A 22,084-nucleotide genomic window follows, 5' to 3' on the forward strand; every position below is an offset into this window, starting at 1 on the left:
CTATAACATCCTTTTCAGTAGATTTCATTATCGTGCCGGTTTTCTCACATGCAAAGCAATCCCGCCAATCAGATTGGCGGGATTTTATGTTTTACATTCCTGTCCAAACGTCTTTTACATAACGTTTTTGATCTTGCAGCTTTTGCAGCCATTCAGCTGATTCTTCCTGACTTGCTCCTTTTTCAGCTTCATACGCCAATCGCAAAGTTTTCTCTACATCAGGAGCCATTTGCGATCCATCACCGCATACGTAAATATGAGCCCCTTTTTCAATGAGTGTCATCAATTTCTGCGTATCTTGCTTGAGCAAGTGCTGGACATATTCTTTTGGTTCGTTTTCGACGCGCGAGTAGCATCGGCGGATTGTGACCAAACCGTCCTGTTCCGCTTGATCCAGCTCTTCTTTGTAAAGGTCGTCATGGTCCGGGCGGCGGCAGCCGAAGTATAAAAGTGCTTCACCAAGGGTGCTTCCTTCCTTCTTCAAAACCGATCTTGCCTGAATAAAGCCCCTGAATGGCGCAATTCCTGTGCCCGGCCCGACCATAATCATAGGCGTTTCAGGCTCATCCGGCATCTGGAATCCGGACTGCGGCGTACGAATGAAGCAGGCTGCTGCATCACCTGTATTCAACTCTGCTAAATAATTAGAGGCGACACCCCGGTATTCACCTCGGCCGCTCCATGCTGAGGCTTTCACAACTCCTACCGTCATGCTCACGATATTTGCATGAACTTTCGGTGAGCTTGAAATGGAATAGTATCTCGGTTTTAGTGATGGCAAAAGTGCTAAAAACCGTTCAAACGGCATTTCGCAAGCAGGATAATCCTCTAAAAAATCAAGCATGGTAAGACGTTTTGCAAGTACCTGCTCTTTGTAAATGCCATCATCTGAAACGAGCTGTTCCAGCTCTTTTTGATGCGGCGGACAAACTGTATAAGAGGCCAGCTCCCGAAGCTGAAGCCTTGATGCCGGTTCCTGCAGCTCTACATAGGACGACAATAAATCCACTACTTTTATCGGCCGATCCATCGGCAGATGAGCCATATGAGCGCTTCCGCTTACTTTTATCACATGATTGGACTGCAAACCGAATCGGCTGAGAACCCGCTGAACAAGCTCCCTGCTGTTCTTCGGCATGATTCCGATATGATCGCCTTCTTTATATGTTTTACCAGCCGGAATTTCCAATTCAATATGGCGGGTTGAACGCGTGCTGTCAGCTGTCTGGAGTTCTCGATTCTCTAACACTACCCCTTCAAACGCGCCATATGCTTTAGCAACCGGCGTTTCCGTCGTCTCACTGAGAAAAGTAATCGATAATGAAGGCCTGTCTTCTTTCTGGGCTATTTCGTTAATATCAAATGCGTCCATCGTTTCCTTCCAGAAGCGGTTTTCCCAAGACTCGCGATGGCTTTCAAAATCATCGGCGGCGTCACCTTCCCCAATCTCTGTTAAACGCGATGCCCCCTTTGCTTTCATCATGTCATCAATCAGGCGGGGAATCCGCTGATACGTGCTGGCCCAGCTCCGGTTCCCGCAGCCGAATACCGCATAGGAAACACCTTTCAATTGGCCTTCCTTAAGCTCTTTCAGCCACTCTACAAAGCCGGCAGCATTATCAGGCGGCGCCCCATTATAAGAAGCCGTTACAATGACGACTGCCCCTTCTTCAGGGAGCTTGCCGATATAATCATCAAGCGGAGCCGTTTCAGCTGCAAAGCCCATCTGGCGGCCTTGAGCAGCCAGTTCACCGGCTATTCCCTCAGCTGTCCCAAGGTTTGAACCGTAAAGAACGAGTAAAGGTGTGCCGTGTATAGGTTTGGTTTCTTTTGGCTTTGTTTCTGCTTTGATGTCTGCCTGTTCTTTTCTCTGTACATTGATTGCCGCTGTTTTCCGCGGTTTCACAGTAATTTTAAAATCATCCGGCTTGATCGTTAATGCTTCTTTGATTTTTAGTTCATAGCCAGTATGGTTTATCAATTCAAAATGCTTTAATACAAGACCGAGAACCATTGTCGCTTCTTGAAGAGCAAACTGCATGCCAATACAAGCGCGCTGTCCGTTTCCAAACGGCTTATACGCATGGTGAGGGATACTTGAAGGATCCTCAAACCGTTCCGGACGGAAATCTTCCGCATCCGGTCCCCAAGCGTTTTGATCCCGGTGCAGTTTTGGAATTAAAACAGTGACTGGCTGCCCTTTACTGATCGGATATTCCCCGCCTAGAACAGTATCCTCCTTCGCATATAGAGAAAAAGCCGGAGCTGTTGGATACAGTCTGAGGGTTTCATTTAAAACCATCCGAATGTATTTGAGCTGCTGGATTTGTTTATATTCAGGCGTGTCATCTGTTAACACGCGATCCGCTTCCTCCTGAGCTTTTTTCAGTTTTTCCGGATGTGTAAGCAGACAATAAATCGCAAAGGAAAGCAACCCGCTTGTTGTCTCATGTCCAGCAATTAAAAATGTGATGATTTGGTATCGAATGTTTTCGTCATCCAGCGTTTCACCCGTTACTGGATCTTTGGCATAAAGCATGAGAGACAAGAGATCCTTGATGTTATCATCCGGATTCGCCTTTCGCTCCGCTATCATTCTATCAACCAGGGAGTTCATGACTTCTATATCCTTTTGGAACTGCAGCTTCGTTTTCACCATCATTTTATCTTGCAGGCCCAGTCTTTTCGATTGATTCATCGCCTCTTTTAAGGCACGGAGCATACTGGTGATAAACGGATGCTGTGAATCACGGTAAAAGCTGTTGAATCGATAGTTAAACCCGCATAACCCAATCGTATCAAGCGTCAGACGTGTCATATCGTCCGCTACATCAATTTCTTCATTAGGGTTTAACCGGCTCCACTTTTGAATCAGCTGGGTTGCGATATCCAGCATCATAGAATGATAGCCTTTCATCGCTTTTTGACTAAAACTCGGCAGCAAAATGCGGTGGGCTTTTTGCCAGTTCGGTTCGTGCGTCCAGCTTGTAAATAAGCCATCTCCCCCGAACTCGCGCACCTTTTGCAAGCCTTTGCCAAGGTTCTTGTCGAAGCGGCTTTCATCACATACTTCAGCCACAAGATTGTGGCCCGAGACAAAAACACTGGATACTCCCGGAAAATCAAAACGGAAAATCGGTCCCAATTCATCAGCTATCCGCCATAAGGATTGAGAAAGCTGTTCTTTTTCCAGATGCGGAAGATTTTTTAAAGGTCCGTATGTTTTGGGCTGAGGTATTGCGCTTGCCTGTTTCATTAACATCTCCCTTTCCTTATTTTTGTGATGAATGAAGCTTAATGGCGTCCCAGCAGCATTGTTCCAATTCAGTAATTAAATCAGTGTCCATCTCTATATCACCTGTTTGGACGAGCTGATATATCTTGAGAAACGCCCCTAATACAATCGCAATTAACACATTAGAGGGCAGGTTGCGAATCACGCCTTCCGCTTTTCCCTTATTAAAATAGTCATCAAGCATTTGAGTCAGATTTTCTATCATTTTTTTGCTTGTATGATTTAAGTAATGAGCATCTTTTTTGGTTTCAAGAAAAAAAAGCGCATAGTCGCTCTCTTTCGTAAACTGAACGAGACAGCAAAATACGTGGTGAAAGCCTTCTCTGACAGGCAATTCTGAAACGTCTTGCTTCAGTTTTTCCGTAAATCGCTGGATGCTTTCTTGAAACAGTACGTTGACGAGTGTTTCTTTGCTGTCAAAATAACGATAGATCGTTCCTGTCCCTACATGAGCACGTTCAGCTATCATAGGAATAGTGGTAGCGTCAAAACCCCTTTCCGTAAAAAGTGAGACCGACGCTTTCATAATCATGTCGTATTTACTGCTGGATGCGGATAACATGTAATCTGACAACCTCCGATTCGTTTGCGGAATGAATATTCATTCCTTTTGTTCACAAAGAATGTCTGCCCTGTCTGAAATCACCTCTTTGTTCTTTCTTCTGTTATAAGTTTATATGAAAAAAACTTTTTTTAATATAAAGTATATGCAAAAAATAAAAAATTAAGAAAATATACCCAAATCCTAAAGCGAGGATCTTGGATATATTTCCCGAGAAATTTTTTATTTAACAGCCACAATACATAGACAGGAATCACGCCGGATAACAGAAAGATCCCTGAAATGCTGGTCTTTCAGCAGTTGAATATACGTTTTCTCTTTTTCACCGGTATTTGTGTCAATACTGATATAAAACCGGCCGTCAATTTGAAGCACCCTGTAAATTTCTCTTAATGCAAGCCTAATATCGGTGCAGCTTTGAACCGTATGTAAAGAAAAGACTTTATTAAAGGTACGGTCATCAAAGGGAATGTCCTCTGGATAGCCATGACAAACCTCCCCGTTCCCCATGTTCTTTCGATTCGCACGTGATATCTGTCTTACCTTTCGTTTTGAAGGATCAATGCTTTTTAGGCTTCCCTTTTCTAGTTTCTTGGTTATGCTTTTAAAGACAGTGCCATTTCCAATTCCAATTTCTAAAATTCTGTCATTTCCTTGTATATCTATAGAGTCAATCATCATATGCTCAATTGTTTTGGTTAGCTTATATTTCCGAGAAAATAATTTCCAAAAATCCGATCGTTTATAGAGTCTATTTTCTAGCATTTTAAACACCTGCTTTTGGTTTCCTATGTTTATTTATTATATTCAAAAAATAAACATCATCTTCATTCTAAAAGTGAAGGAAGGTACCAACTAGACGGCAATGTATTGAAAAATGTTTCAATAGAACTAAACTTTTTCATTTTTTTCCGCAAAAAAAGCAGAAAACAAAATGTTTTCTGCCCTCTTTCTAATGCCAATGATAAGGGAATACATACAGCCTTTGCTGCTGCATTGCCATCAGCCTCTGCTGTCGGAATGGATTTCCATAACCATGTTTGAAGGAATGCGGCATGGACGCATAACCATGGCCAATCGACGGCAGCCTTTTTTGATAATCGTTCATCATGCCATCACCTGCCTCACAGTAACGTTGATTTATTGTATGCAGGCAGGCATTTTCTTGACAGCTGTTTCGCTAAACTTGGTCCTTCTCCATTGTATAATGCATCAATAATTCCATTCTAAGCATATGCCATTCCCCCTTCAGTTTTTTTCGTTGCTTTTAGCGCCAGTTTGTTAAATAAAGATGCTTTAACTGAGACTCTTTCATTTCATCATAAATCTGCTCAATCTGCTGTTCTCGTTCGAATTCTTCCAGGCTTTTAAACCGTTTTTTAATCGTTAACGTTAAAAAGAATAGGTTAATCGTCATATCGCTCACCCCCTTTCAAAGTCCGCACAAGCGAAATAACCCGCGGCACACCCCTTCTGCTGCGGGCAAATAAAAACCGCAGACAAAAGAAGACACCAATGCCTCTACTGCCTGCGGGGAGTTGCGTATGTCCGTCTATTCCGAATTTAATGCGTGCGATAAGCATCGGTTAAGGAAGGACACGAACTCTTCCACAGGCTGAATAAACCATGAACTTTTACATGTGTATCACGTACAGGTTGACGTCGTTGTCTCATTGTCATTTTGGTTCAGCCTCCTTTGCTTTTTTCTTACTTTGTAAGTATATCCACCAAATTCCATTTTGTAAACATCTTTTTCTAAAAATGGACGGAAATTGTGCAAATCATCGAATGGATTTGCCCGTTGGTCATGACACCTGCTTCATTTCTTTTCTGGAACGGTCTTTCTTATGATATGCAATAAAATAAATGAGACCCACAAATACAGCTCCGCCGATGACATTACCGATAAAAGCCGGAATGATGTTTCCGATGAACTGCCCCCACGTGAATGAGCCTGCAAAAATGGCAGCAGGAATCACAAACATGTTGGCGACAACGTGCTGAAATCCGATAGCCACAAAAGCCATGATTGGGAACCAGATGCCAAGGATTTTTCCTGCTGCGTCTTGGGCGCCGAAAGAAAGCCACACTGCAAGACATACAAGCCAGTTACAGCCGATGGCGGAAATGAGAATCTTGCCAAAGCTCATATCAAGCTTTCCTTGGGCAACGGCAATCGTTTTTTCTAAATAAGGACCTGTTTCAGTCAATCCAACCAAATGCCCGAAAAAGTACGCAACAAACAATGCGCCGATTAAGTTCATAATTGTGACGATTCCCCAGTTAATCGCTAACTCTTTTACTGATATTTTTCTCGAAAATAACGCCATCGCAACTGACATCATATTGCCTGTGATCAGTTCAGCGCCAGCGAGTACGACAAGGATCAGGCCGACTGGAAATACTGCTGCACCAATCAAACTGGACAGGCTCCCCCATTCTTTCGGAAGATCGCCGATTACCCTGATATCAAGCAAATACCCAAGCGCAATAAATGCACCGCCTAAAAACCCCAGCACAAGCAGTGACAACAGCGGGAGCTTTATTTTTTTCATCCCTGCTTCAATTGCTGCTTCCGCTATTTCATCCGGTTTTCGAAAAGCCATAATTAAACGCCTCCATTACTTCTTCTTTTCTCACAGTTATGCAAGAAAGGCAATAAAAAAGGCAGCACTCAAATAACCTGTGTCAAACCAGGCGTTTGAATGCTGCCTAACTTGTATGCATACCCATACAACAATATCAAGCAGTATGTAAGATATTGAAAGAGAATATATACAGTTCGTGCATACATTCCATTGCTTTAGCCTTCTATAACTGTAGCAACATCATAACAAATGTGACAAATTTGTGTCAATGACAAATATACTAGCTTTGCAGAGCTTCTTTTTGCTCATCTATTTTTCGGTCAAAAACAAATACAGATACAGCTATGTTTTCCTCAATTTTAATATCAGAAAACAAATGGACTAGCTTAGCTCCCATGAGTTCCTCCATTCCTTCCGGTGTTTGTTTGGAATAAAGGTCTTGAATTAGGCTTGTCCGGGCCGCATGTACCATCTCTCTTCCTTCAGGCGTGCGGGCGATAAACTGCTCGCTTGCACTCAGATTTCCATATAGTGTTGAAACTGCCATGTTTTCTACAAATACAGTATGAATTCTCTCAGGCCCTTTTCCGAACAATTCTTTGCGAAGTTTTCGAATAATATCATTGAATTCATGAATTTTTTTAGACATGCTGATTACCCCTTCCGATATTGCCTTATAAAGGCTTTTCCCGGTTCCCCTCAGGACATTTCACTTGGTTAAAATTTTCCTGCCATATTGTATTATAATAAATATCACATTATAATAAAAGCAGTGTTGATGGATTTGTAATAGGATCTTGTTATGAGTCTATCGTTTTATAAAAATCAAGGATTGGTCTGTTAGTAAGACTTGCTAGTGAACTATTCCGCCATGTGTGTTTACACCTTCTTAGAATAAAGGGCAGGTGTATCTATACATGGCTTTTTTTGACTTCTTGAAAGAAAGATGGAGGGGAATATGAATATGATGGACGTTAAGTCGATCAGTGTCCGTGTAGACGGAACAGAAATTCAAGCACGAGCAGGGGCCACAATTTTAGATATTTTAAATGAAAACGGAATTGAGTACCCGCAGATTTGCCACGTACCAGAGGTTGACCCGATTCAAACTTGTGATACTTGCATAGTAGAGGCAAACGGCAAGCTGGTTCGTTCATGCGCGACGGTTGCAGAAAACGGGATGTCTATTGATCTATCAGGAAATCGAGTGAAAGAAGCGCAAACCGAAGCGATGGACCGCCTTCTTGAAAATCATTTGCTGTATTGTACAGTTTGCGATAACAACAATGGAAACTGTACGCTGCATAATACTGCGGAAATGATGGGGATCGAGCATCAAAAATACCCATACACGCCAAAAGAAGATCCTTCTTGCGCGGTTGATATGTCTCATCCTTTTTACCGCTATGATCCAAACCAATGTATTGCCTGCGGCCAGTGTGTTGAGGTCTGTCAAAACCTTCAGGTAAATGAAACACTCTCAATCGACTGGGAACGCGAACGCCCTCGCGTCATTTGGGATGAGGGAGTTCCGATCAATGAATCTTCCTGTGTCAGCTGCGGTCAGTGTGTAACAGTATGTCCATGTAATGCACTGATGGAAAAATCAATGCTCGGGCAGGCTGGCTTTATGACAGGCATTAAAGAGGACGTCATGGAACCGATGATTGATCTCGTGAAAAATGTTGAACCGGGGTATGGCAGCATTTTTGCCATTTCTGAAGTCGAAGCGGCAATGCGTGAAACGAGAACGAAAAAAACGAAAACTGTATGTACGTTCTGCGGTGTCGGATGTTCATTTGAAGTATGGACAAAAGGACGGGATATTTTAAAGATCCAGCCTGTTTCTGATGCTCCGGTTAACGCGATTTCCACATGTGTCAAAGGGAAATTCGGCTGGGATTTCGTCAATTCAAAAGAACGGATCACAAAGCCTTTAATCCGTAAAAACGGAGCCTTTGTGGAATCTTCTTGGGAAGAAGCCCTCGATCTTGTCGCAAGCAGATTAGGATCAATCAAAGAGCAGTACGGTAAAGGCTCTGTCGGGTTTATTTCTTCTTCTAAAATTACGAATGAAGAAAACTACGTCATTCAAAAACTAGCGCGTCAGGTATTTGAAACAAACAACGTCGATAACTGCTCACGCTACTGCCAGTCTCCTGCTACAGACGGATTGTTCCGCACTGTCGGCATGGGCGGTGACGCCGGCACGATTAAAGATATTGCCAAAGCAGGTCTCGTCATCATTGTCGGTGCCAATCCGGCGGAAGGACACCCAGTGCTCGCAACACGCGTCAAACGGGCACACAAGCTCCACGGTCAAAAACTGATTGTTGCCGACCTGCGTAAAAATGAGATGGCTGAGCGATCTGATCTGTTCATCAGCCCTAAACAAGGCACAGACCAAGTTTGGCTAATGGCTGTTACGAAATATATGATCGACCAAGGCTGGCACGATCAGGCGTTTATTGATGAGAACGTCAATTACTTTGAAGATTATAAAGAAACCCTTAAAACGTATACGCTTGATTATGCAGAACGCATCACAGGCCTTTCAAAAGAAAACATCATTCAAATTGCTGAAATGATTCGTGATGCTGACGGCACTTGTGTCCTTTGGGGAATGGGTGTCACACAAAATACAGGCGGTTCTGATACATCAGCAGCCATTTCAAACCTGCTTCTCGCTACGGGCAACTATCGCCGTCCAGGTGCCGGCGCTTATCCTCTGCGCGGACACAATAACGTGCAAGGCGCTTGTGATATGGGAACATTGCCTGGCTGGCTGCCGGGATATCAGCATATTACAGATGACAAAGCCCGTGCTAAATTTGAAGAGGCATATGGTGTCGAGATAGATGGAAAGCCTGGTTTAGATAATATTCAAATGCTTCATGCCATTGAAGAAGGAAAAATGAAAGCTATGTATCTTGTCGGTGAGGATATGGCACTGGTCGATTCAAACGCGAACCATGTGCATGATATTTTATCAAGCCTTGATTTCTTCGTGGTACAGGACATCTTCCTGTCAAGAACAGCTCAATATGCCGATGTCGTCTTGCCGGCCACTCCTTCACTTGAAAAAGACGGAACATTTACCAACACAGAACGCCGTGTCCAGCGATTGTATCAGGCGCTTCCGACGCTTGGTGACGCAAAACCGGACTGGTGGATTATTCAAGAGGTGGCAAACCGTTTAGGAGCGAATTGGACTTACAGCCATCCAAGTGACATTTTCTCTGAAATGGCGAGTCTTTCTCCTCTGTTTGCCAAAGCAAGCTATGAGGTGCTTGAAGGCTGGAACAGCTTCCTATGGGGCAGCTTCACAGGTGAAAGCACACCGCTTCTGTATGAAGACGGATTTAATTTCCCTGACAAAAAAGCCCGCTTTGCCCTTTCTGATTGGACCGAGCCAGCGGCATTTCCGGAGGAATATGACCTTCATATCAATAACGGCCGGATGCTGGAGCATTTCCATGAAGGAAATATGACAAATAAATCGAAAGGCATTCAAGCAAAAGTGCCGAATGTATTCGTTGAGATCTCACCTGTGCTTGCACAAGAGCGAGGTGTTTGTGACGGTTCGCTTGTACGGCTCGTTTCTCCGTTCGGAGCAGTCAAATTGAACGCGCTGATCACAGACCGGGTACGGAAAAATGAACTCTATCTGCCAATGAACTCGACAGACAAGGAGTCAGCGATTAACTTCTTGACGGGCCCTGCAGCTGATAAACGGACGAACACGCCTGCTTATAAACAGACAAAGGTCCGCATGGAAGTGCTTGGCGGCTGTGAAACAGCGCCGCTTCCAAAAACCAATCCGCGCAACAAAAAACGGCATCCGCAAAACGGAGTCGAAGCGGAAAGAAAATGGAACCGCCCTGGCTATGTCCATCTGACTGATTAAACGATAGGAGGAAAACGAATGGCCACTCCGATTACGACGATCAAAAAAGAAACAAAAACAGCTGAGCAAATTAAGCTTGAAAAAATAGAAGAACTGAAAGAGCTGCTGGCGGAAAATGAGGACGCCGTCTCTAAAACGATGACGTTAATGAATGAACTCAATGATCTTGGAATTTTTGATGCGGCAACAAGCATGCTCAGAGCGAAGGAAGACATTGCCAAGATTGCGCTTGGCCAAGTTTCCCGCGAGCCTGTCACCAACCTCATCAACACGATGATGGCCGCCGGAGGCGCATTGACAAAAGCTGATCCTGAGTTTACAGCAAAGCTTTTAGAAAGCGTAATGGCTGGGACTGAACAGGCACAAAGCTTTTTAAAAGAAGACAAGAAAGTCGGGGTTCTCGACCTGTTAAAAGCAATGAACGACCCTGACATCAACAGAGCCGTCGGCTTCGGCCTTCAGTTTTTAAAAGGCATGGGAAAAGAACTTCGAGAACAATAACAGAAAAACAGCCATCGCTTGATGATGGCTGTTTTTTTATTCGTCGGCTTCTTCCAAACGCTTCTTGTAAATAAGTGAACGGTCAGCGCAAAAGAAGGCACCGGCTAAAAATACGCAATCCGCTAAAAACATCGTCGATTTCTGGCCTAATGTTAAGCCTTGATCAGGGAGAACTGCGCCTATATATAAAAAAGTGCTGACTGCAAGCAATGTAAAAGCAAAATGCTTGTAATCTTCTTTTAAAGATTTCATTCTATTTTTGATCAAAAGAATCACCTGCCAGATTCATAGTATACGACTATTATAATATAATCCGGCGGCTTACAGAGAAAGTAATTCTATCCATTTGTTATATATTTTCAAGCGCTTGGCCGATATCTTCCAACAAGTCTTCCGCATCTTCAATTCCTACAGAAATTCTGATCAAGCCGTCCGTAATGCCGAGCTCAAGCCGGCGTTCTCTCGGAATAGAGGCATGTGTCATTCTTGCCGGAACAGAAATTAAGCTTTCAACCGCCCCCAGGCTTTCAGCAATGGTAAACAGTTTCAGATTTCCTAAAAACGCATCAACCCGTTCTTCACTGCCAATATCAAAGGAGATCATGCCGCCGAAGCCAGATCCTTGCGTTTTTGCAAGCTCATGTTCGGGATGATTTGAAGAACCAGGATAATATAACGTTTGGACAGCAGGGTGATTCTCAAGTAAGCTTGCGATTTTCCGCGCATTTTGATCGATCGCTTCCATTCTGAGTCCCAACGTTTTGATTCCTCTCATTAACAGCCAGGAATCTTGAGGGCCAAGCACGCCGCCTGTGGAGTTTTGCACAAAATGCAGCTCTTCTGCAAGCTCTTTCGAAGCTGTCACAACTAAACCTCCGACGACATCACTGTGTCCGCCAAGATATTTTGTCGCACTGTGAAGTACGATATCAGCGCCTAAAGTAAGCGGCTGCTGAAAATAAGGAGTGTAAAAGGTATTGTCTACAATAAGCAGAACACCCGCTTTTTTTGCGATATCAGCCATGAGCGTCAAGTCGGTGATTTTGAGCAACGGGTTTGTCGGTGTTTCAATATAAATGGCTTTTGTATTAGGGCGAATCGCTTTTTCAACTTCTTCTCTGCTGCTCGTATCGACAAATGTTGATTCAATGCCAAGACGGTTAAGCACCTTTGTCATCACGCGGTATGTTCCGCCGTACACATCATCAGTCAACACGACATGATCTCCGCTGTTAAACAGCATCATAACCGCTGTAATGGCAGCCATTCCTGAGCTGAACGCATAGCCTGCTTCCCCGCTTTCCAGTTCTGTCACAAGTGCTTCGAGAGCGGTTCGAGTCGGATTGGCCGTTCTTGAATACTCGTACCCTGTATGCTGCCCTGCTTTCGGCTGCTTGTACGTGCTTACTTGATAAATGGGCACGGAAACTGCGCCTGTTTTCTCATCACCTGTGATTCCGCCATGTATCATCAATGTTTTTTTCTTCATATCAGATGCCTCCTTCGTATATTTGTTTGCTGATATATCGATCGCTGCTGTCAGGAAATACTGTGACAATGTTAGTTCCCGCCGATGCTTTTTTCGCTTCCTCCAATGCTGCATAAAGCGCTGCACCTGAAGAGCTTCCGATCAGCAGGCCTTCTTTTTCTGCCGCTTCTTTCACAAGTCTAAACGCATTCTCATCTGTTACGGTGTAGATCTCGTCAAAATGGCTCTTATTCATATAATCGGGGATAAACTCCATGCCGATGCCCTCTGTTTTATGAGCGTGGGGCTCTCCTCCGTTTAAAATCGAGCCCTCCGGTTCAACAATCACCGTTTTGACTGCTGGATTTTTTTCTTTTAAGAAGGAAGCTGTTCCTGCGAACGTGCCCCCTGATCCTGCCCCTGCGACAAACGTATGAACATTCCCGTCAAGCGCTTCCCACATTTCAGGTCCAAGCGTCTTATAGTAAGTCGATGGATTTACTTGGTTTTTAAATTGCAAAACGCAATAAGAATTTTCAATTTCAGTCTCCAGCTGAATGGCTTTTTGAATGGCGCCCTGCATTCCGTCTTGACGCGGTGTATGAATGATTGATGCGCCAAGCGCTTGCATAATTTGCTGTTTCTCTCTGCTGAAATGTTCAGGGACACAGAAAATCGCTTTCAACCCATATTTTCTGGCACTTAGCGCAAGGCCGATCCCTGTATTGCCTGCTGTAGCTTCTATAATCACTCCGCCAGGTTTCAACTTGCCTGAATCGAGCGCGTCACGAATCAGCATATCTCCCAGTCTGTCTTTGATGCTTCCCCCGGGATTCATCATTTCAAGCTTGGCATACACCGCGACTCCTTCTGGAACATCAAAGTTCTTCAAGCGGAGAAGCGGTGTATTCCCAATCAGCTCAGTAATGTCCGTAATCACTGTCATATATGTCCTCCTCCTTAATAGAGGTTGTTTTGTAGGAAAAACGGAGGAGAACGTTCTCCCCGTTTTAATGAATTCGTTTGATCACCTTTAACACAAGCTCTGTTGAATTGACAGCCGCCTGCTCTAAAAATTGGTCAAATGAAACATGTGATTCTTTTCCTGCGATATCAGATAACGCTCTGATGACGACAAACGGCGTTTTAAATTGATGGCACACTTGAGCCACTGCCGCAGCCTCCATTTCAACCGCATACAAATCAGAAAATCTCGCACGCACCTCTTCAACCCGCTTCGGATCGTTCATGAAAGAATCGCCTGTTGCAATCGTTCCTTTTGCAACCTGAATGCCGTTGAGTTCAGATACCGCTTCTTCCGTGATGCTGATCAGCTTTTCATCCGCCGCATAAGCAGCCGGAAGGCCCGGCACTTGGCCGTATTCATAGTCAAAAGCCGTTACGTCTACATCATGGTGGCGAACGTCAGTGGAAATGACGACATCCCCTACATTCAATGTATGATGAAATCCGCCGGCTGAGCCTGTGTTAATGACATAATCAGGCTTGTAACGGTCAAGCAGAAGCGTTGTGCTGATAGCAGCATTTACTTTTCCAATTCCTGATTTTAAAAGAATCACTTCAGTTCCTTCATATTCGCCTGTTGTAAATTCACAGTGTGCGATCGTTTCTGTTTTTGCATTTTCAAGTTTGTTTCTTAGGATGGTAACTTCCTCTTCCATTGCTCCGATGACTGCTAGTCTCATCTATTCACATTCCCTTCACTTTACCGTTTGATCGCCTCCATTATCCACACGAAGTCGTTTTGCTGAGTGAATCGGACTGCAAAACCTTCAGCTGTAAACATTTCTTTCAACGCATCCAATGTAGGATAATGCTCTGTCTCTAAATCATTTGCAAGCTGATAGAAGCCTTGAGAACGGGCTTTATCGATAGCCTGTTGATACGCTTGCGCATCTTCAAAGACGGTATCGGCAAACACTATTTTATCATGCAAGTGAAGGTATTTGCCATATTGCTTTATGGCAGCCCGTTTTTCTTCGTCAGTCAAATGATGAAAAGCATATGAACTGACAATTGTATCAGCCTGAAATGGCGGCTCAGGGAATGTCAGGAAGTCTCCATCAACGATTGCCGTCCTGCCTGAAAGCTTGTCAGAAGCCAGTTTACGCATTGCTGGAGAAGGTTCGATTCCAAATACAGTTTTGCCTGCATCGAGCAGCTTAGCTGTCAAATTCCCGGTCCCCGGGCCAAATTCTAACACATGAGTTCCAGATTTGCTGACGATGGCATCAAGGATATGATCGTAGCCTCTGAACGCTTCTTTATACTGAATATCTAAACCTTGTACTGTTTGATCATAAGTTGCTGCCCAATCTTCAAAGAGAGGGATAAATTCACGTCCCATATTTGTCACACTCCATATTTAATAATTCCTATAAGCATACTATGAATTAATGATGGAACAGTTCCTATAATACCACATCTTCTGAAAAGCAGGTACTAAAACACTTTGTGTATTTAATGCCATCTCATATTGCGCATTGACCGCAAAAAAGCTTATACTTCATATGACTTGTGAAAGCTGGAGGGTCAAGACATGAATTTTCAATTAGATCTGATTAAAGACAAAGTGGAATTTTTTGAAGCGGCTTCATTGCAGGAGCTTGAAAAGAAAATCAATACACAAATTGAAAACAATAAAGCCATCATGCTCCGGGTGAAATCTGTTTCACACCAAACTGCTGTGGCAGAAGGACGAATATTGTACAGCGCGGTGGTTCATTTCGCAGCTGAAGCCTAAAACAAAAGCAGCCGGTTGTAACCCGGCTGCTTTTGTTTATTTTAGCTTTTCTACTTTTATCGGCTTCCAGCCTTTTTCATCGACCCATGTAATCGTGACTTGATATTTATTCCCAGTCGCTTTGTCCAAAATCTTGCCTTTAGCATCCTGAGGGCTGCCGTTATTTCCAAGCCAGAGCACCGTCATGTTATCTGTTGAGACACCAGTTGCGTATGAAATGGCTTTCAGCATCTCAGCCCAGTCTTGTGAGCTTGAATCATAAGTAGCGGCATGCTCGCCAGTCTGCTCAGTTCCGACTGCTTTCCAGTCAGGATTTTCATACGTTTTTTCCACATCGCTCGATGAGCCGCCTTCTGTTACTTTTGCATCTTTAAGCCCGTCACCGGCTGAATCTGAGCTTGAATCTGAATCAGAGTCATCTTTTTTAGAAGAAGAATCATCTTTTTTGGAATCAGAGTCAGAAGACTTCTCAGAATCCTTTTCGCTGTCAGATGTATCTTTCTTGCTGTCTTTTATATCCTCATCCGATTTCTTTTCCGTCTTTCCTGAAGCCGGAGATTCCTGTTTTTGCGCCGTTTCAGAATCCTTGCTGACATCTTTGCTAGAAGGACTGTTAATGAAGAGATTCGCTGCTACTACGACAATTAGTATGGATACGATTGCGATTAAAATGTTAAGCACTAAATTGGCTTTTCTGCGTTTATCACGATTTTCATAACGAGATTGATTATTGCTCAATAATTCTGCACTCCTTTATCCCTCTTGGCTCAGCATATATTTTAACATGTGCTGAGAAGTTGTTCTATTTCTGATTGATTTCAATTTCGTGTACTTTTTTAACAATATCATAAAACACCGAATTTGTCAGAGCCTTATCTCCCGGTGTATCCATGTGTAAAACAACCAGAGCGTATTTCGGCTTATCCGCGGGAAAATATCCGGCAAACCATTTTTCATAGAGTGTTTCCTTCTCTTTTGAAAGCTTGCCTGTCTGAGCTGTGCCCGACTTCCCTGCTACAGTATACGGAAGATCTTGAAACCTTCTGCCCGTTCCGGAAGGAGATTCTACCACCCGCCGCAGTATTTTTTGAAGCTGCTGTGACGTATATTTGTCTATCGTTTCCCCTTTGAGCTTCTGATCTTTAAACGTAACGAGCGTTGTGCCGTTCTTATACTCAATTTGTTCGGCAATTTTCACCTGCCGTTTTTCTCCGCCGCGGGCGATTGTCGCCATCATATTGGCTACCTCCAGCGGCGTTACCTTTACATTTTTCTGCCCGATTGCTGTTTGCGCAATGGCTTTTTTGACTGATTTGTCTTTTTCATCCCCCCAAATCACGCCGCTTTTTTCGTTATACAGCTGGCGGAAATCGGTTTCGTGGTACAGTTTTCCCTCCCAGCCTGCCCGATCAGTAAGAGCCAGCTTCTCGGACATATCTTCAATAACCGAGCTGTCTTTTTTCATTAATTGTTCTGCAAGGCTCGTAAATGTGTAATTACAGCTTTGGGCAAAACTTTCATCAAAAGACAAGGTTCCTTTGTCGTCCCCCGGTTCCCCGTACAGGTTTAAATTGCAATTAAAGGTTTGACTAGGCTTCACCATATTATTTTCGATTGCAGCTGCGGCAATGACTGTTTTAAAAACTGATCCGGGATAGATTGGCGTCAGCATATAATTTTGAAGTGTGTTTTGCCGGGACACATCCGCATCTGGTTTGCTTACAATTCCCAGAACACTGCTATTTTCGATGTCCAGCAGCACAGCTCCTCCCTTTTTCAGCCCCTGTTCATCCAATACCTCCTCCATCACTTTTTGAATGCTTTGATCGATCGTTGTTTTGACCTGGAGCGGATAAAATGTATTGGCTTCAGCTGTATATTTGACGTCCATGCCAAACAAAGGGTTTCCTTTTCCGTCCACATGATATAAAAGCTTTGTGTCTTGTTCCGGAAGCAAAAACTCGTCAAATGTCCGTTCTAAACCGGTTGTTCCGATTTCTGTTGTAATCGGAAGGCTCTCTTTGTCAGGATATTTCTTGCGAAGCAGCGCCGGATCTTGGTTCGTGCTCCCTATCGTATGTGAAGCAAGGCTGGGCTTGTCTTCATTCTCCATATATACGCCGTAAATGCCGGGATATTTCAAAGAATTGATTTTTGTGATAGATTGTTTTGAAAGTGTTTTGATTTTCTTTTGCTGCAAAATGACCGGTTTTTTTGCCTTACCTAGTGTCTGGCGCAAATCATCTTCAGACATGCCGAGGATGTCCGCAACTTTTTTGATCGGCCAATCCTGCGTCAGCAGAAAAGGGAACAAAACAACCGCAGGCTCGCTTTGTCCTGTCAGCGCCCGCCCGTTTCGATCTAAAAAAGAGCCTCTTCCATCTGAAATGAGCACTTCCTCCGTCCGCTGTTTCACACTTTCTTGAATCAAATTAATTTTCTTTTTAGAAAATGATTCTGTGAAAAACAGCTGGATTTCTGCAAGCCTCAGCAGAAGCAGAAAAAATACAATCAAAAAAGCGATGACTGCCAGCTTCATTCGTTTCGATATCTTCATAAAAAAACACCTCACCCACATTGTGGACGAGGTGTTTCGCTGCTAAACAGATATTATGAAATTTTCACAATTTTCACGAGCATTTCTCCGCCCGGTGTTTGTACTGTGACTTCTTCATCTACTTTTTTGCCCAAGAGGCTTTTTGCGATCGGTGAATCGTTTGAGATTTTTCCTTCAAACGGGTCAGCTTCCGCGCTTCCGACGATCGTATATGATTCTTCGTCACCGTCAGGCAGTTCGACGAAAGTGACGGTTTTACCCAAACCGACAACGTTAGAGCCGCCGTCATCTTCAATGATTTTCGCATTGCGAATCATATTTTCAAGAGTCGTCACGCGGCCCTCTACAAATGCCTGCTCTTCTTTCGCTGAATCGTATTCAGAGTTCTCGGAAAGGTCTCCGAAGCTTCTCGCAATTTTGATGCGCTCTACTACTTCTTTTCGTTTAACCGTTTTCAAATATTCTAATTCTTGTTCAAGTTTTTGTTTTCCTTCTGCAGTCATAGGAAAAACTTTCTCTTGTGCCATGTCCCTTCACTCCTTCTGGTTGTCCCTCAACATCTTCGATTATGTATGAGAGCATAAACTAAAAAATACAAGAATGAGAACACAGGGCAGTCCTCGTTCTTCTCTCCCATATAGGTACTGTTTATCTTAAACTGAATCTTGTCGTTCTGCAAATATTTCGCGTTTATAAACAGGGAAAGAAGGGAATTCGCACATTCCCTTCCTGCCTATACATAATATGGTCAGAGTTATTTATGTCTATGCTATGGTATTACAAAATCGCGTTTTGTTCAAGAATGGTTTGAATTTTTGTGACCATCAGATCAATTGCGACGTGATTCTGACCGCCTTCCGGGATAATAATATCAGCGTATCGTTTCGTCGGCTCGACGAATTGGTTATGCATCGGACGGACCACTGACACATATTGTTCAATGACAGAATCAATAGAGCGTCCGCGCTCATTAATATCTCTCATAATCCGTCTGATGATACGCAAGTCAGCGTCCGTATCAACATAAAGCTTGATATCCATCAGATCACGAAGCCTTTTGTCTTCAAGAACAAGAATTCCTTCAAGGATAATAACATCCTTTGGCTCTACGTGAACCGTTTCTTCTGAACGTGTGTGAAGCTTATAGTCATAAATCGGCTTTTCAATCGGGCGGTAATTCAATAGATCCTGAATATGCTCGATTAAATAGTCATTATCAAACGCAAGCGGATGATCATAGTTTGTGTTCAGCCTTTCTTCAAACGGAAGATGGCTTTGGTCTTTATAATAAAGGTCCTGCTGGATCATTAAAATTGAGTGTCCTTTAAACTGTTCATAAATGGACCGTGTGACACTCGTTTTTCCTGAACCGGAACCTCCTGCGATTCCAATGACTACTGGATTCTTACCCATGGGCTGTTACTTCCCCTTTCTCATCATGTTGCTCGGATAAATCTTTTTGTCTAGTTTGAATTTGACAATTTGCAGGGGATGGCGGGCAGCATCTAGCTCATTTCCGTCTTCGTCCCAAATGGTTTCAATCGTATGTGTAAAGTTTTCGATTTCTGGACCGAAAAATTCCACTTCGTCGCCTTTTTTGAAGAAATTGCGCTGCTGAAGCGTGACCATTTGTGTATCTTCATCATAATTCAGCACTAAGCCGACAAAATCATATGTCGTTTTCTTGGCGTGTTCGCCGAACATTTGCTCTTCATAGCCTGGCGTTCCTTCAAAGAAAGCTGTCGCAGTGTCCCTGTTGGCGCACTTATCAAGCTCTTCAAGCCATTCTTTTTGAATCACAAAGTTCTCTGGATCAGCGCAATAAGCATCGATTACTTTGCGGTATACGCTGACAACAGTTGCTACATAGTGAATGGATTTCATGCGGCCTTCAATCTTTAAGCTGTCGATCCCCATTTCAATCATTTTCGGAATGGATTCAATCAGCTTCAAATCTTTCGGGCTCATCGCAAATGGTGCATCTTCTTCACCATACAAAGCAACGGCGTTGGCACCGTCTGTTTGATAGAGATCATAATCCCAGCGGCATGACTGGCAGCAGCCTCCGCGGTTGGAATCCCGAGCTGTCATGTGATTGCTCAGCACGCAGCGGCCGGAATATGCGATACACATTGCGCCATGAATGAAGGATTCGATTTCGATATCTACCTTTTCTTTCATTTCTCTGATTTCAAGAGCGCTTGTTTCACGTGCCAGCACGACGCGGTCGAGACCTTCTTCCTTCCAGAACTGGACAGCCTTCCAGTTTGAAAGAGACTGCTGTGTGCTCAAGTGAACCTCAACATTCGGCGCCACTCTGCGGCATGTTTCAATAATAAGCGGATCTGCCACAATAATACCGGCAACGTTGGCGTCTCCAAGCGCTTTTAAATAGTCTTCAAGCCCGTCCATGTTTTCATTATGAGCGAAAATATTCGTTGTTACGTAGATCTTCGCGCCATATTTCTTTGCGAATTCAACGCCTTCTGCAATTTCTTCGATCGTAAAGTTATCGGCATTCGAGCGCAGCCCGTATTCCTGTCCCCCGATAAAGACCGCGTCCGCTCCGTAATGAACAGCGATTTTCAGCTTTTCAAGATTACCCGCAGGTGCGAGAAGCTCCGGCTTTTTCGTAATCACACGCTTTCCATTAACGATTGTGGATATATTATCATTTACGGCAGTCATAGCTTAACCTCCTTTTGATTAATAAACCGTTTCCTTGAAGAAGAATCCGGTATCAATTTTTCTGTTTACTGGCTGGATGCTTTCAATGCGTTCGATCCAGTCTTCTTTTTTCGCTTCGTATTCGCCACGGTTTTCCACGCACAAATCAATTGCTTCTCTGTACATTTTGGTGACTTCTATTAGGTATTCAGACGTTTTCAAAACACCGTCGATCTTGAAAGAATCAATTCCGGCATCTATCAATTCCTCGAGCTCATCAATGATGCACACATCGTTCGGGCTCATGATGTGAGTGCCGTTTTCATCTTCGAAAATCGGATATTTATTATCACGTTCTTTATCGTGTAAAAACATGCCTGATTCTTTTTTCTTTCTTTCAATGTCCATGACTTTGCCCTGATATTCAAAATAGTTTCCAATCAAAGAACGCTTCGATTGGAACATGCACGTCATTCCATGCACCTGGATTTCAATTTCGACTTCAGCATTTTCTTTAATCTCAACAATGCTGTCCATGTTTAATTCTCTGGCAAGCACAGAACGCGCCGCACCCTTGCGTCCCCAGTAGTTGCATGTATAATAGTTGGTGCCTGTCGTTTCTGTGCTCCAATGAAGCTTCAGAGCAGGCGCAGATTCACGGGCAGCCATCAGCACGGCAGGATCGCCGAATACCGCTGCATCGACACCGGCTTCTGCCAAGAAAGCCAGATATTCGCCAAGCTCACCCACTTTATCGTTATGGAAAATTGCATTTACAGCAACGTATACTTTTGCCCCTTCTTTGTGAGCAATCTCTACGGCTTTTGTTATATCTTCACGAGAAAATTCTCCGGCTAATCTCAAGCCGTATCTCTGTTCCCCAACTAAAAACGCAGTTGCCCCCGCCTGTATGAGCGGCAAAATGTCCGCTGTACTCGTCGGCGTCACTAAGAGCTCTGGTTTTTTCATGACGTTCACCTCTTCTTTTTACTAATCGCAAGTCCGTCTCCGACAGGAATAATCGCAGTTTGATAATCCGGATGATTCATCAGCCAATGATTATATTCATCAATTTTTGTTACAAGCCTGCGCCTTCTCTTCGGTTCTATTTTGCTGTAATCCTCTGCCACCAGACCTTTAAACAGCACGTTGTCTGTTATAATCACCCCGTCCGGTGAAAGCATCGGTTCATATAAATGAAAAAAGTTTTGATACTGACCTTTTGCAGCGTCAATAAAAATGACATCGTAAGGCGCAGTTACATGAACGGCGTCGGCTAATTCAAGCGCATCTCCGTAAAAAACATGAATCCGGTCATCAAGCTGAAATTCCTTGATATTGTTTACCGCTTCTTCATGCCGTTTCTCATTGCGTTCAATTGTATATATTTCAGCAGACGGCAGCTCCAGCGCCATTCGAATAGCTGAATAACCAATGGCCGTTCCGATTTCTAGTATTTTTTTCGGCTGTTTCACAGACAAAATTTGAAGCAGCACCTCCATGCCCGCTTTTTCCATGATCGGGACATGATGTTCTTCTGCATATGCTTCAAGCTTCTTCACGTTATCCGGCCGAGGCTTTAATAATGCTTCTATATAGTCATTTATTTGTTCATACCGGTCAGTCACTACAAACAGCCTCCCGTTCTAAAAAGGAGTGCCCCAGTCTTATGCGCAGGACACTCTCTGAATACATCATGATACATCGGTAAACAACCCGATATATTTTATCATAAAACCTTGCGGAAAGCGAACAAAAGGAGAGCTTTTTGCTCT

At 43.6% G+C, this 22,084-nt stretch carries 22 protein-coding genes; 3 read left to right on the forward strand and 19 right to left on the reverse strand.

What is annotated here, in order from left to right:
• Positions 1-91 precede the first annotated feature (91 nt).
• From cypB to NYE49_RS13710, 7 genes are all read right to left on the reverse strand, one after another.
• The gene (gene cypB, locus NYE49_RS13680) at positions 92-3,256 is read right to left on the reverse strand and encodes a bifunctional cytochrome P450/NADPH--P450 reductase CypB (RefSeq protein ID WP_047182945.1); all 3,165 of its coding nucleotides are present in this window, start codon (positions 3,254-3,256) and stop codon (positions 92-94) included.
• A 16-nt stretch (positions 3,257-3,272) separates the two neighbouring features.
• Positions 3,273-3,857: a transcriptional regulator FatR gene (gene fatR, locus NYE49_RS13685; RefSeq protein ID WP_015483491.1), complete on the reverse strand. Its 585-nt coding sequence runs from the start codon at positions 3,855-3,857 to the stop codon at positions 3,273-3,275.
• Positions 3,858-4,079: 222 nt separating this feature from the next.
• Entirely contained in the window at positions 4,080-4,622 is a 543-nt protein-coding gene (locus NYE49_RS13690) for a methyltransferase domain-containing protein (protein ID WP_015483492.1), read from the reverse strand.
• A gap of 187 nt (positions 4,623-4,809) precedes the next feature.
• Positions 4,810-4,968 carry a hypothetical protein gene (locus NYE49_RS13695; protein ID WP_003229817.1) on the reverse strand — a complete coding sequence of 53 codons (159 nt, stop codon included), beginning with the start codon at positions 4,966-4,968 and terminating at the stop codon, positions 4,810-4,812.
• A gap of 156 nt (positions 4,969-5,124) precedes the next feature.
• The gene (locus NYE49_RS13700; protein WP_004399102.1) at positions 5,125-5,274 is read right to left on the reverse strand and encodes a YrzI family small protein; all 150 of its coding nucleotides are present in this window, start codon (positions 5,272-5,274) and stop codon (positions 5,125-5,127) included.
• 388 nt (positions 5,275-5,662) lie between these two features.
• On the reverse strand, positions 5,663-6,463 hold the full coding sequence (locus tag NYE49_RS13705; RefSeq protein WP_047182946.1) for a formate/nitrite transporter family protein: 801 nt from the start codon (positions 6,461-6,463) through the stop codon (positions 5,663-5,665).
• A 262-nt stretch (positions 6,464-6,725) separates the two neighbouring features.
• Entirely contained in the window at positions 6,726-7,094 is a 369-nt protein-coding gene (locus NYE49_RS13710; protein WP_004398508.1) for a DUF2294 domain-containing protein, read from the reverse strand.
• A gap of 315 nt (positions 7,095-7,409) precedes the next feature.
• Between NYE49_RS13710 and fdhF the strand changes: the two genes are divergently transcribed.
• Both fdhF and NYE49_RS13720 read left to right on the forward strand, forming a co-directional pair.
• Positions 7,410-10,352, forward strand: a complete 2,943-nt coding sequence (gene fdhF / locus NYE49_RS13715) for a formate dehydrogenase subunit alpha (protein WP_342410314.1) — start codon at positions 7,410-7,412, stop codon at positions 10,350-10,352.
• A gap of 18 nt (positions 10,353-10,370) precedes the next feature.
• On the forward strand, positions 10,371-10,853 hold the full coding sequence (locus tag NYE49_RS13720) for a DUF1641 domain-containing protein (protein WP_003229812.1): 483 nt from the start codon (positions 10,371-10,373) through the stop codon (positions 10,851-10,853).
• Between the two features lie 36 nt (positions 10,854-10,889).
• Here the strand turns inward: NYE49_RS13720 and NYE49_RS13725 are convergent, their stop codons facing one another.
• The 5 genes from NYE49_RS13725 to NYE49_RS13745 form a co-directional block, all read right to left on the reverse strand.
• Positions 10,890-11,120 (reverse strand): YrhC family protein, encoded by a 231-nt coding sequence (locus NYE49_RS13725; protein ID WP_047182948.1) that lies wholly within the window; start codon positions 11,118-11,120, stop codon positions 10,890-10,892.
• Positions 11,121-11,202: 82 nt separating this feature from the next.
• Positions 11,203-12,342, reverse strand: a complete 1,140-nt coding sequence (locus tag NYE49_RS13730; RefSeq protein WP_047182949.1) for a bifunctional cystathionine gamma-lyase/homocysteine desulfhydrase — start codon at positions 12,340-12,342, stop codon at positions 11,203-11,205.
• Position 12,343: 1 nt separating this feature from the next.
• The gene (locus NYE49_RS13735) at positions 12,344-13,267 is read right to left on the reverse strand and encodes an O-acetylserine dependent cystathionine beta-synthase (RefSeq protein ID WP_047182950.1); all 924 of its coding nucleotides are present in this window, start codon (positions 13,265-13,267) and stop codon (positions 12,344-12,346) included.
• Between the two features lie 64 nt (positions 13,268-13,331).
• Positions 13,332-14,027, reverse strand: a complete 696-nt coding sequence (gene mtnN, locus NYE49_RS13740; protein ID WP_047182951.1) for a 5'-methylthioadenosine/S-adenosylhomocysteine nucleosidase — start codon at positions 14,025-14,027, stop codon at positions 13,332-13,334.
• Between the two features lie 20 nt (positions 14,028-14,047).
• Entirely contained in the window at positions 14,048-14,689 is a 642-nt protein-coding gene (locus tag NYE49_RS13745; RefSeq protein ID WP_047182952.1) for a class I SAM-dependent methyltransferase, read from the reverse strand.
• A 192-nt stretch (positions 14,690-14,881) separates the two neighbouring features.
• On the opposite strand from NYE49_RS13745, the gene NYE49_RS13750 reads away from it, so the two are divergent.
• On the forward strand, positions 14,882-15,085 hold the full coding sequence (locus tag NYE49_RS13750; RefSeq protein ID WP_014477495.1) for a YrzA family protein: 204 nt from the start codon (positions 14,882-14,884) through the stop codon (positions 15,083-15,085).
• A gap of 36 nt (positions 15,086-15,121) precedes the next feature.
• Here NYE49_RS13750 and NYE49_RS13755 read toward each other — a convergent pair whose 3' ends face one another.
• The 7 genes from NYE49_RS13755 to NYE49_RS13785 all read right to left on the reverse strand — a co-directional run bounded on the left by NYE49_RS13755 (position 15,122) and on the right by NYE49_RS13785 (position 21,937).
• On the reverse strand, positions 15,122-15,823 hold the full coding sequence (locus NYE49_RS13755; RefSeq protein WP_047182953.1) for a YrrS family protein: 702 nt from the start codon (positions 15,821-15,823) through the stop codon (positions 15,122-15,124).
• A 64-nt stretch (positions 15,824-15,887) separates the two neighbouring features.
• A complete protein-coding gene (locus tag NYE49_RS13760) occupies positions 15,888-17,642 on the reverse strand; it encodes a penicillin-binding protein 2 (RefSeq protein ID WP_032726287.1) in 1,755 nt (584 codons plus the stop codon).
• Positions 17,643-17,695: 53 nt separating this feature from the next.
• Positions 17,696-18,169 carry a transcription elongation factor GreA gene (gene greA, locus NYE49_RS13765; protein ID WP_004399078.1) on the reverse strand — a complete coding sequence of 158 codons (474 nt, stop codon included), beginning with the start codon at positions 18,167-18,169 and terminating at the stop codon, positions 17,696-17,698.
• Positions 18,170-18,419: 250 nt separating this feature from the next.
• Positions 18,420-19,055: a uridine kinase gene (udk, locus tag NYE49_RS13770; RefSeq protein ID WP_003225916.1), complete on the reverse strand. Its 636-nt coding sequence runs from the start codon at positions 19,053-19,055 to the stop codon at positions 18,420-18,422.
• A gap of 6 nt (positions 19,056-19,061) precedes the next feature.
• On the reverse strand, positions 19,062-20,330 hold the full coding sequence (locus NYE49_RS13775; RefSeq protein WP_015384226.1) for a U32 family peptidase: 1,269 nt from the start codon (positions 20,328-20,330) through the stop codon (positions 19,062-19,064).
• Between the two features lie 18 nt (positions 20,331-20,348).
• The gene (locus tag NYE49_RS13780) at positions 20,349-21,278 is read right to left on the reverse strand and encodes a peptidase U32 family protein (protein WP_342410316.1); all 930 of its coding nucleotides are present in this window, start codon (positions 21,276-21,278) and stop codon (positions 20,349-20,351) included.
• 5 nt (positions 21,279-21,283) lie between these two features.
• Positions 21,284-21,937 (reverse strand): O-methyltransferase, encoded by a 654-nt coding sequence (locus NYE49_RS13785; protein ID WP_015384228.1) that lies wholly within the window; start codon positions 21,935-21,937, stop codon positions 21,284-21,286.
• Positions 21,938-22,084: the final 147 nt, after the last annotated feature.

Source organism: Bacillus sp. FSL L8-0358, assembly GCF_038593095.1.
Taxonomy (GTDB): Bacteria; Bacillota; Bacilli; order Bacillales; family Bacillaceae; genus Bacillus; species Bacillus subtilis.

Excerpts from the sequence above, each read along its gene's own strand:
- mtnN (WP_047182951.1), bottom strand. The coding sequence starts at position 14,027 with ATGAGACTAGCAGTCATCGGAGCAATGGAAGAGGAAGTTACCATCCTA.
- NYE49_RS13720 (WP_003229812.1), top strand. The coding sequence starts at position 10,371 with ATGGCCACTCCGATTACGACGATCAAAAAAGAAACAAAAACAGCTGAG.
- NYE49_RS13780 (WP_342410316.1), bottom strand. The coding sequence starts at position 21,278 with ATGAAAAAACCAGAGCTCTTAGTGACGCCGACGAGTACAGCGGACATT.
- NYE49_RS13745 (WP_047182952.1), bottom strand. The coding sequence starts at position 14,689 with ATGGGACGTGAATTTATCCCTCTCTTTGAAGATTGGGCAGCAACTTAT.
- cypB (WP_047182945.1), bottom strand. The coding sequence starts at position 3,256 with ATGAAACAGGCAAGCGCAATACCTCAGCCCAAAACATACGGACCTTTA.
- fatR (WP_015483491.1), bottom strand. The coding sequence starts at position 3,857 with ATGTTATCCGCATCCAGCAGTAAATACGACATGATTATGAAAGCGTCG.
- fdhF (WP_342410314.1), top strand. The coding sequence starts at position 7,410 with ATGATGGACGTTAAGTCGATCAGTGTCCGTGTAGACGGAACAGAAATT.
- NYE49_RS13730 (WP_047182949.1), bottom strand. The coding sequence starts at position 12,342 with ATGAAGAAAAAAACATTGATGATACATGGCGGAATCACAGGTGATGAG.
- NYE49_RS13695 (WP_003229817.1), bottom strand. The coding sequence starts at position 4,968 with ATGATGAACGATTATCAAAAAAGGCTGCCGTCGATTGGCCATGGTTAT.
- NYE49_RS13710 (WP_004398508.1), bottom strand. The coding sequence starts at position 7,094 with ATGTCTAAAAAAATTCATGAATTCAATGATATTATTCGAAAACTTCGC.
- NYE49_RS13760 (WP_032726287.1), bottom strand. The coding sequence starts at position 17,642 with ATGAAGATATCGAAACGAATGAAGCTGGCAGTCATCGCTTTTTTGATT.
- NYE49_RS13700 (WP_004399102.1), bottom strand. The coding sequence starts at position 5,274 with ATGACGATTAACCTATTCTTTTTAACGTTAACGATTAAAAAACGGTTT.
- NYE49_RS13750 (WP_014477495.1), top strand. The coding sequence starts at position 14,882 with ATGAATTTTCAATTAGATCTGATTAAAGACAAAGTGGAATTTTTTGAA.
- NYE49_RS13735 (WP_047182950.1), bottom strand. The coding sequence starts at position 13,267 with ATGACAGTGATTACGGACATTACTGAGCTGATTGGGAATACACCGCTT.
- greA (WP_004399078.1), bottom strand. The coding sequence starts at position 18,169 with ATGGCACAAGAGAAAGTTTTTCCTATGACTGCAGAAGGAAAACAAAAA.
- NYE49_RS13705 (WP_047182946.1), bottom strand. The coding sequence starts at position 6,463 with ATGGCTTTTCGAAAACCGGATGAAATAGCGGAAGCAGCAATTGAAGCA.
- NYE49_RS13775 (WP_015384226.1), bottom strand. The coding sequence starts at position 20,330 with ATGACTGCCGTAAATGATAATATATCCACAATCGTTAATGGAAAGCGT.
- udk (WP_003225916.1), bottom strand. The coding sequence starts at position 19,055 with ATGGGTAAGAATCCAGTAGTCATTGGAATCGCAGGAGGTTCCGGTTCA.
- NYE49_RS13690 (WP_015483492.1), bottom strand. The coding sequence starts at position 4,622 with ATGCTAGAAAATAGACTCTATAAACGATCGGATTTTTGGAAATTATTT.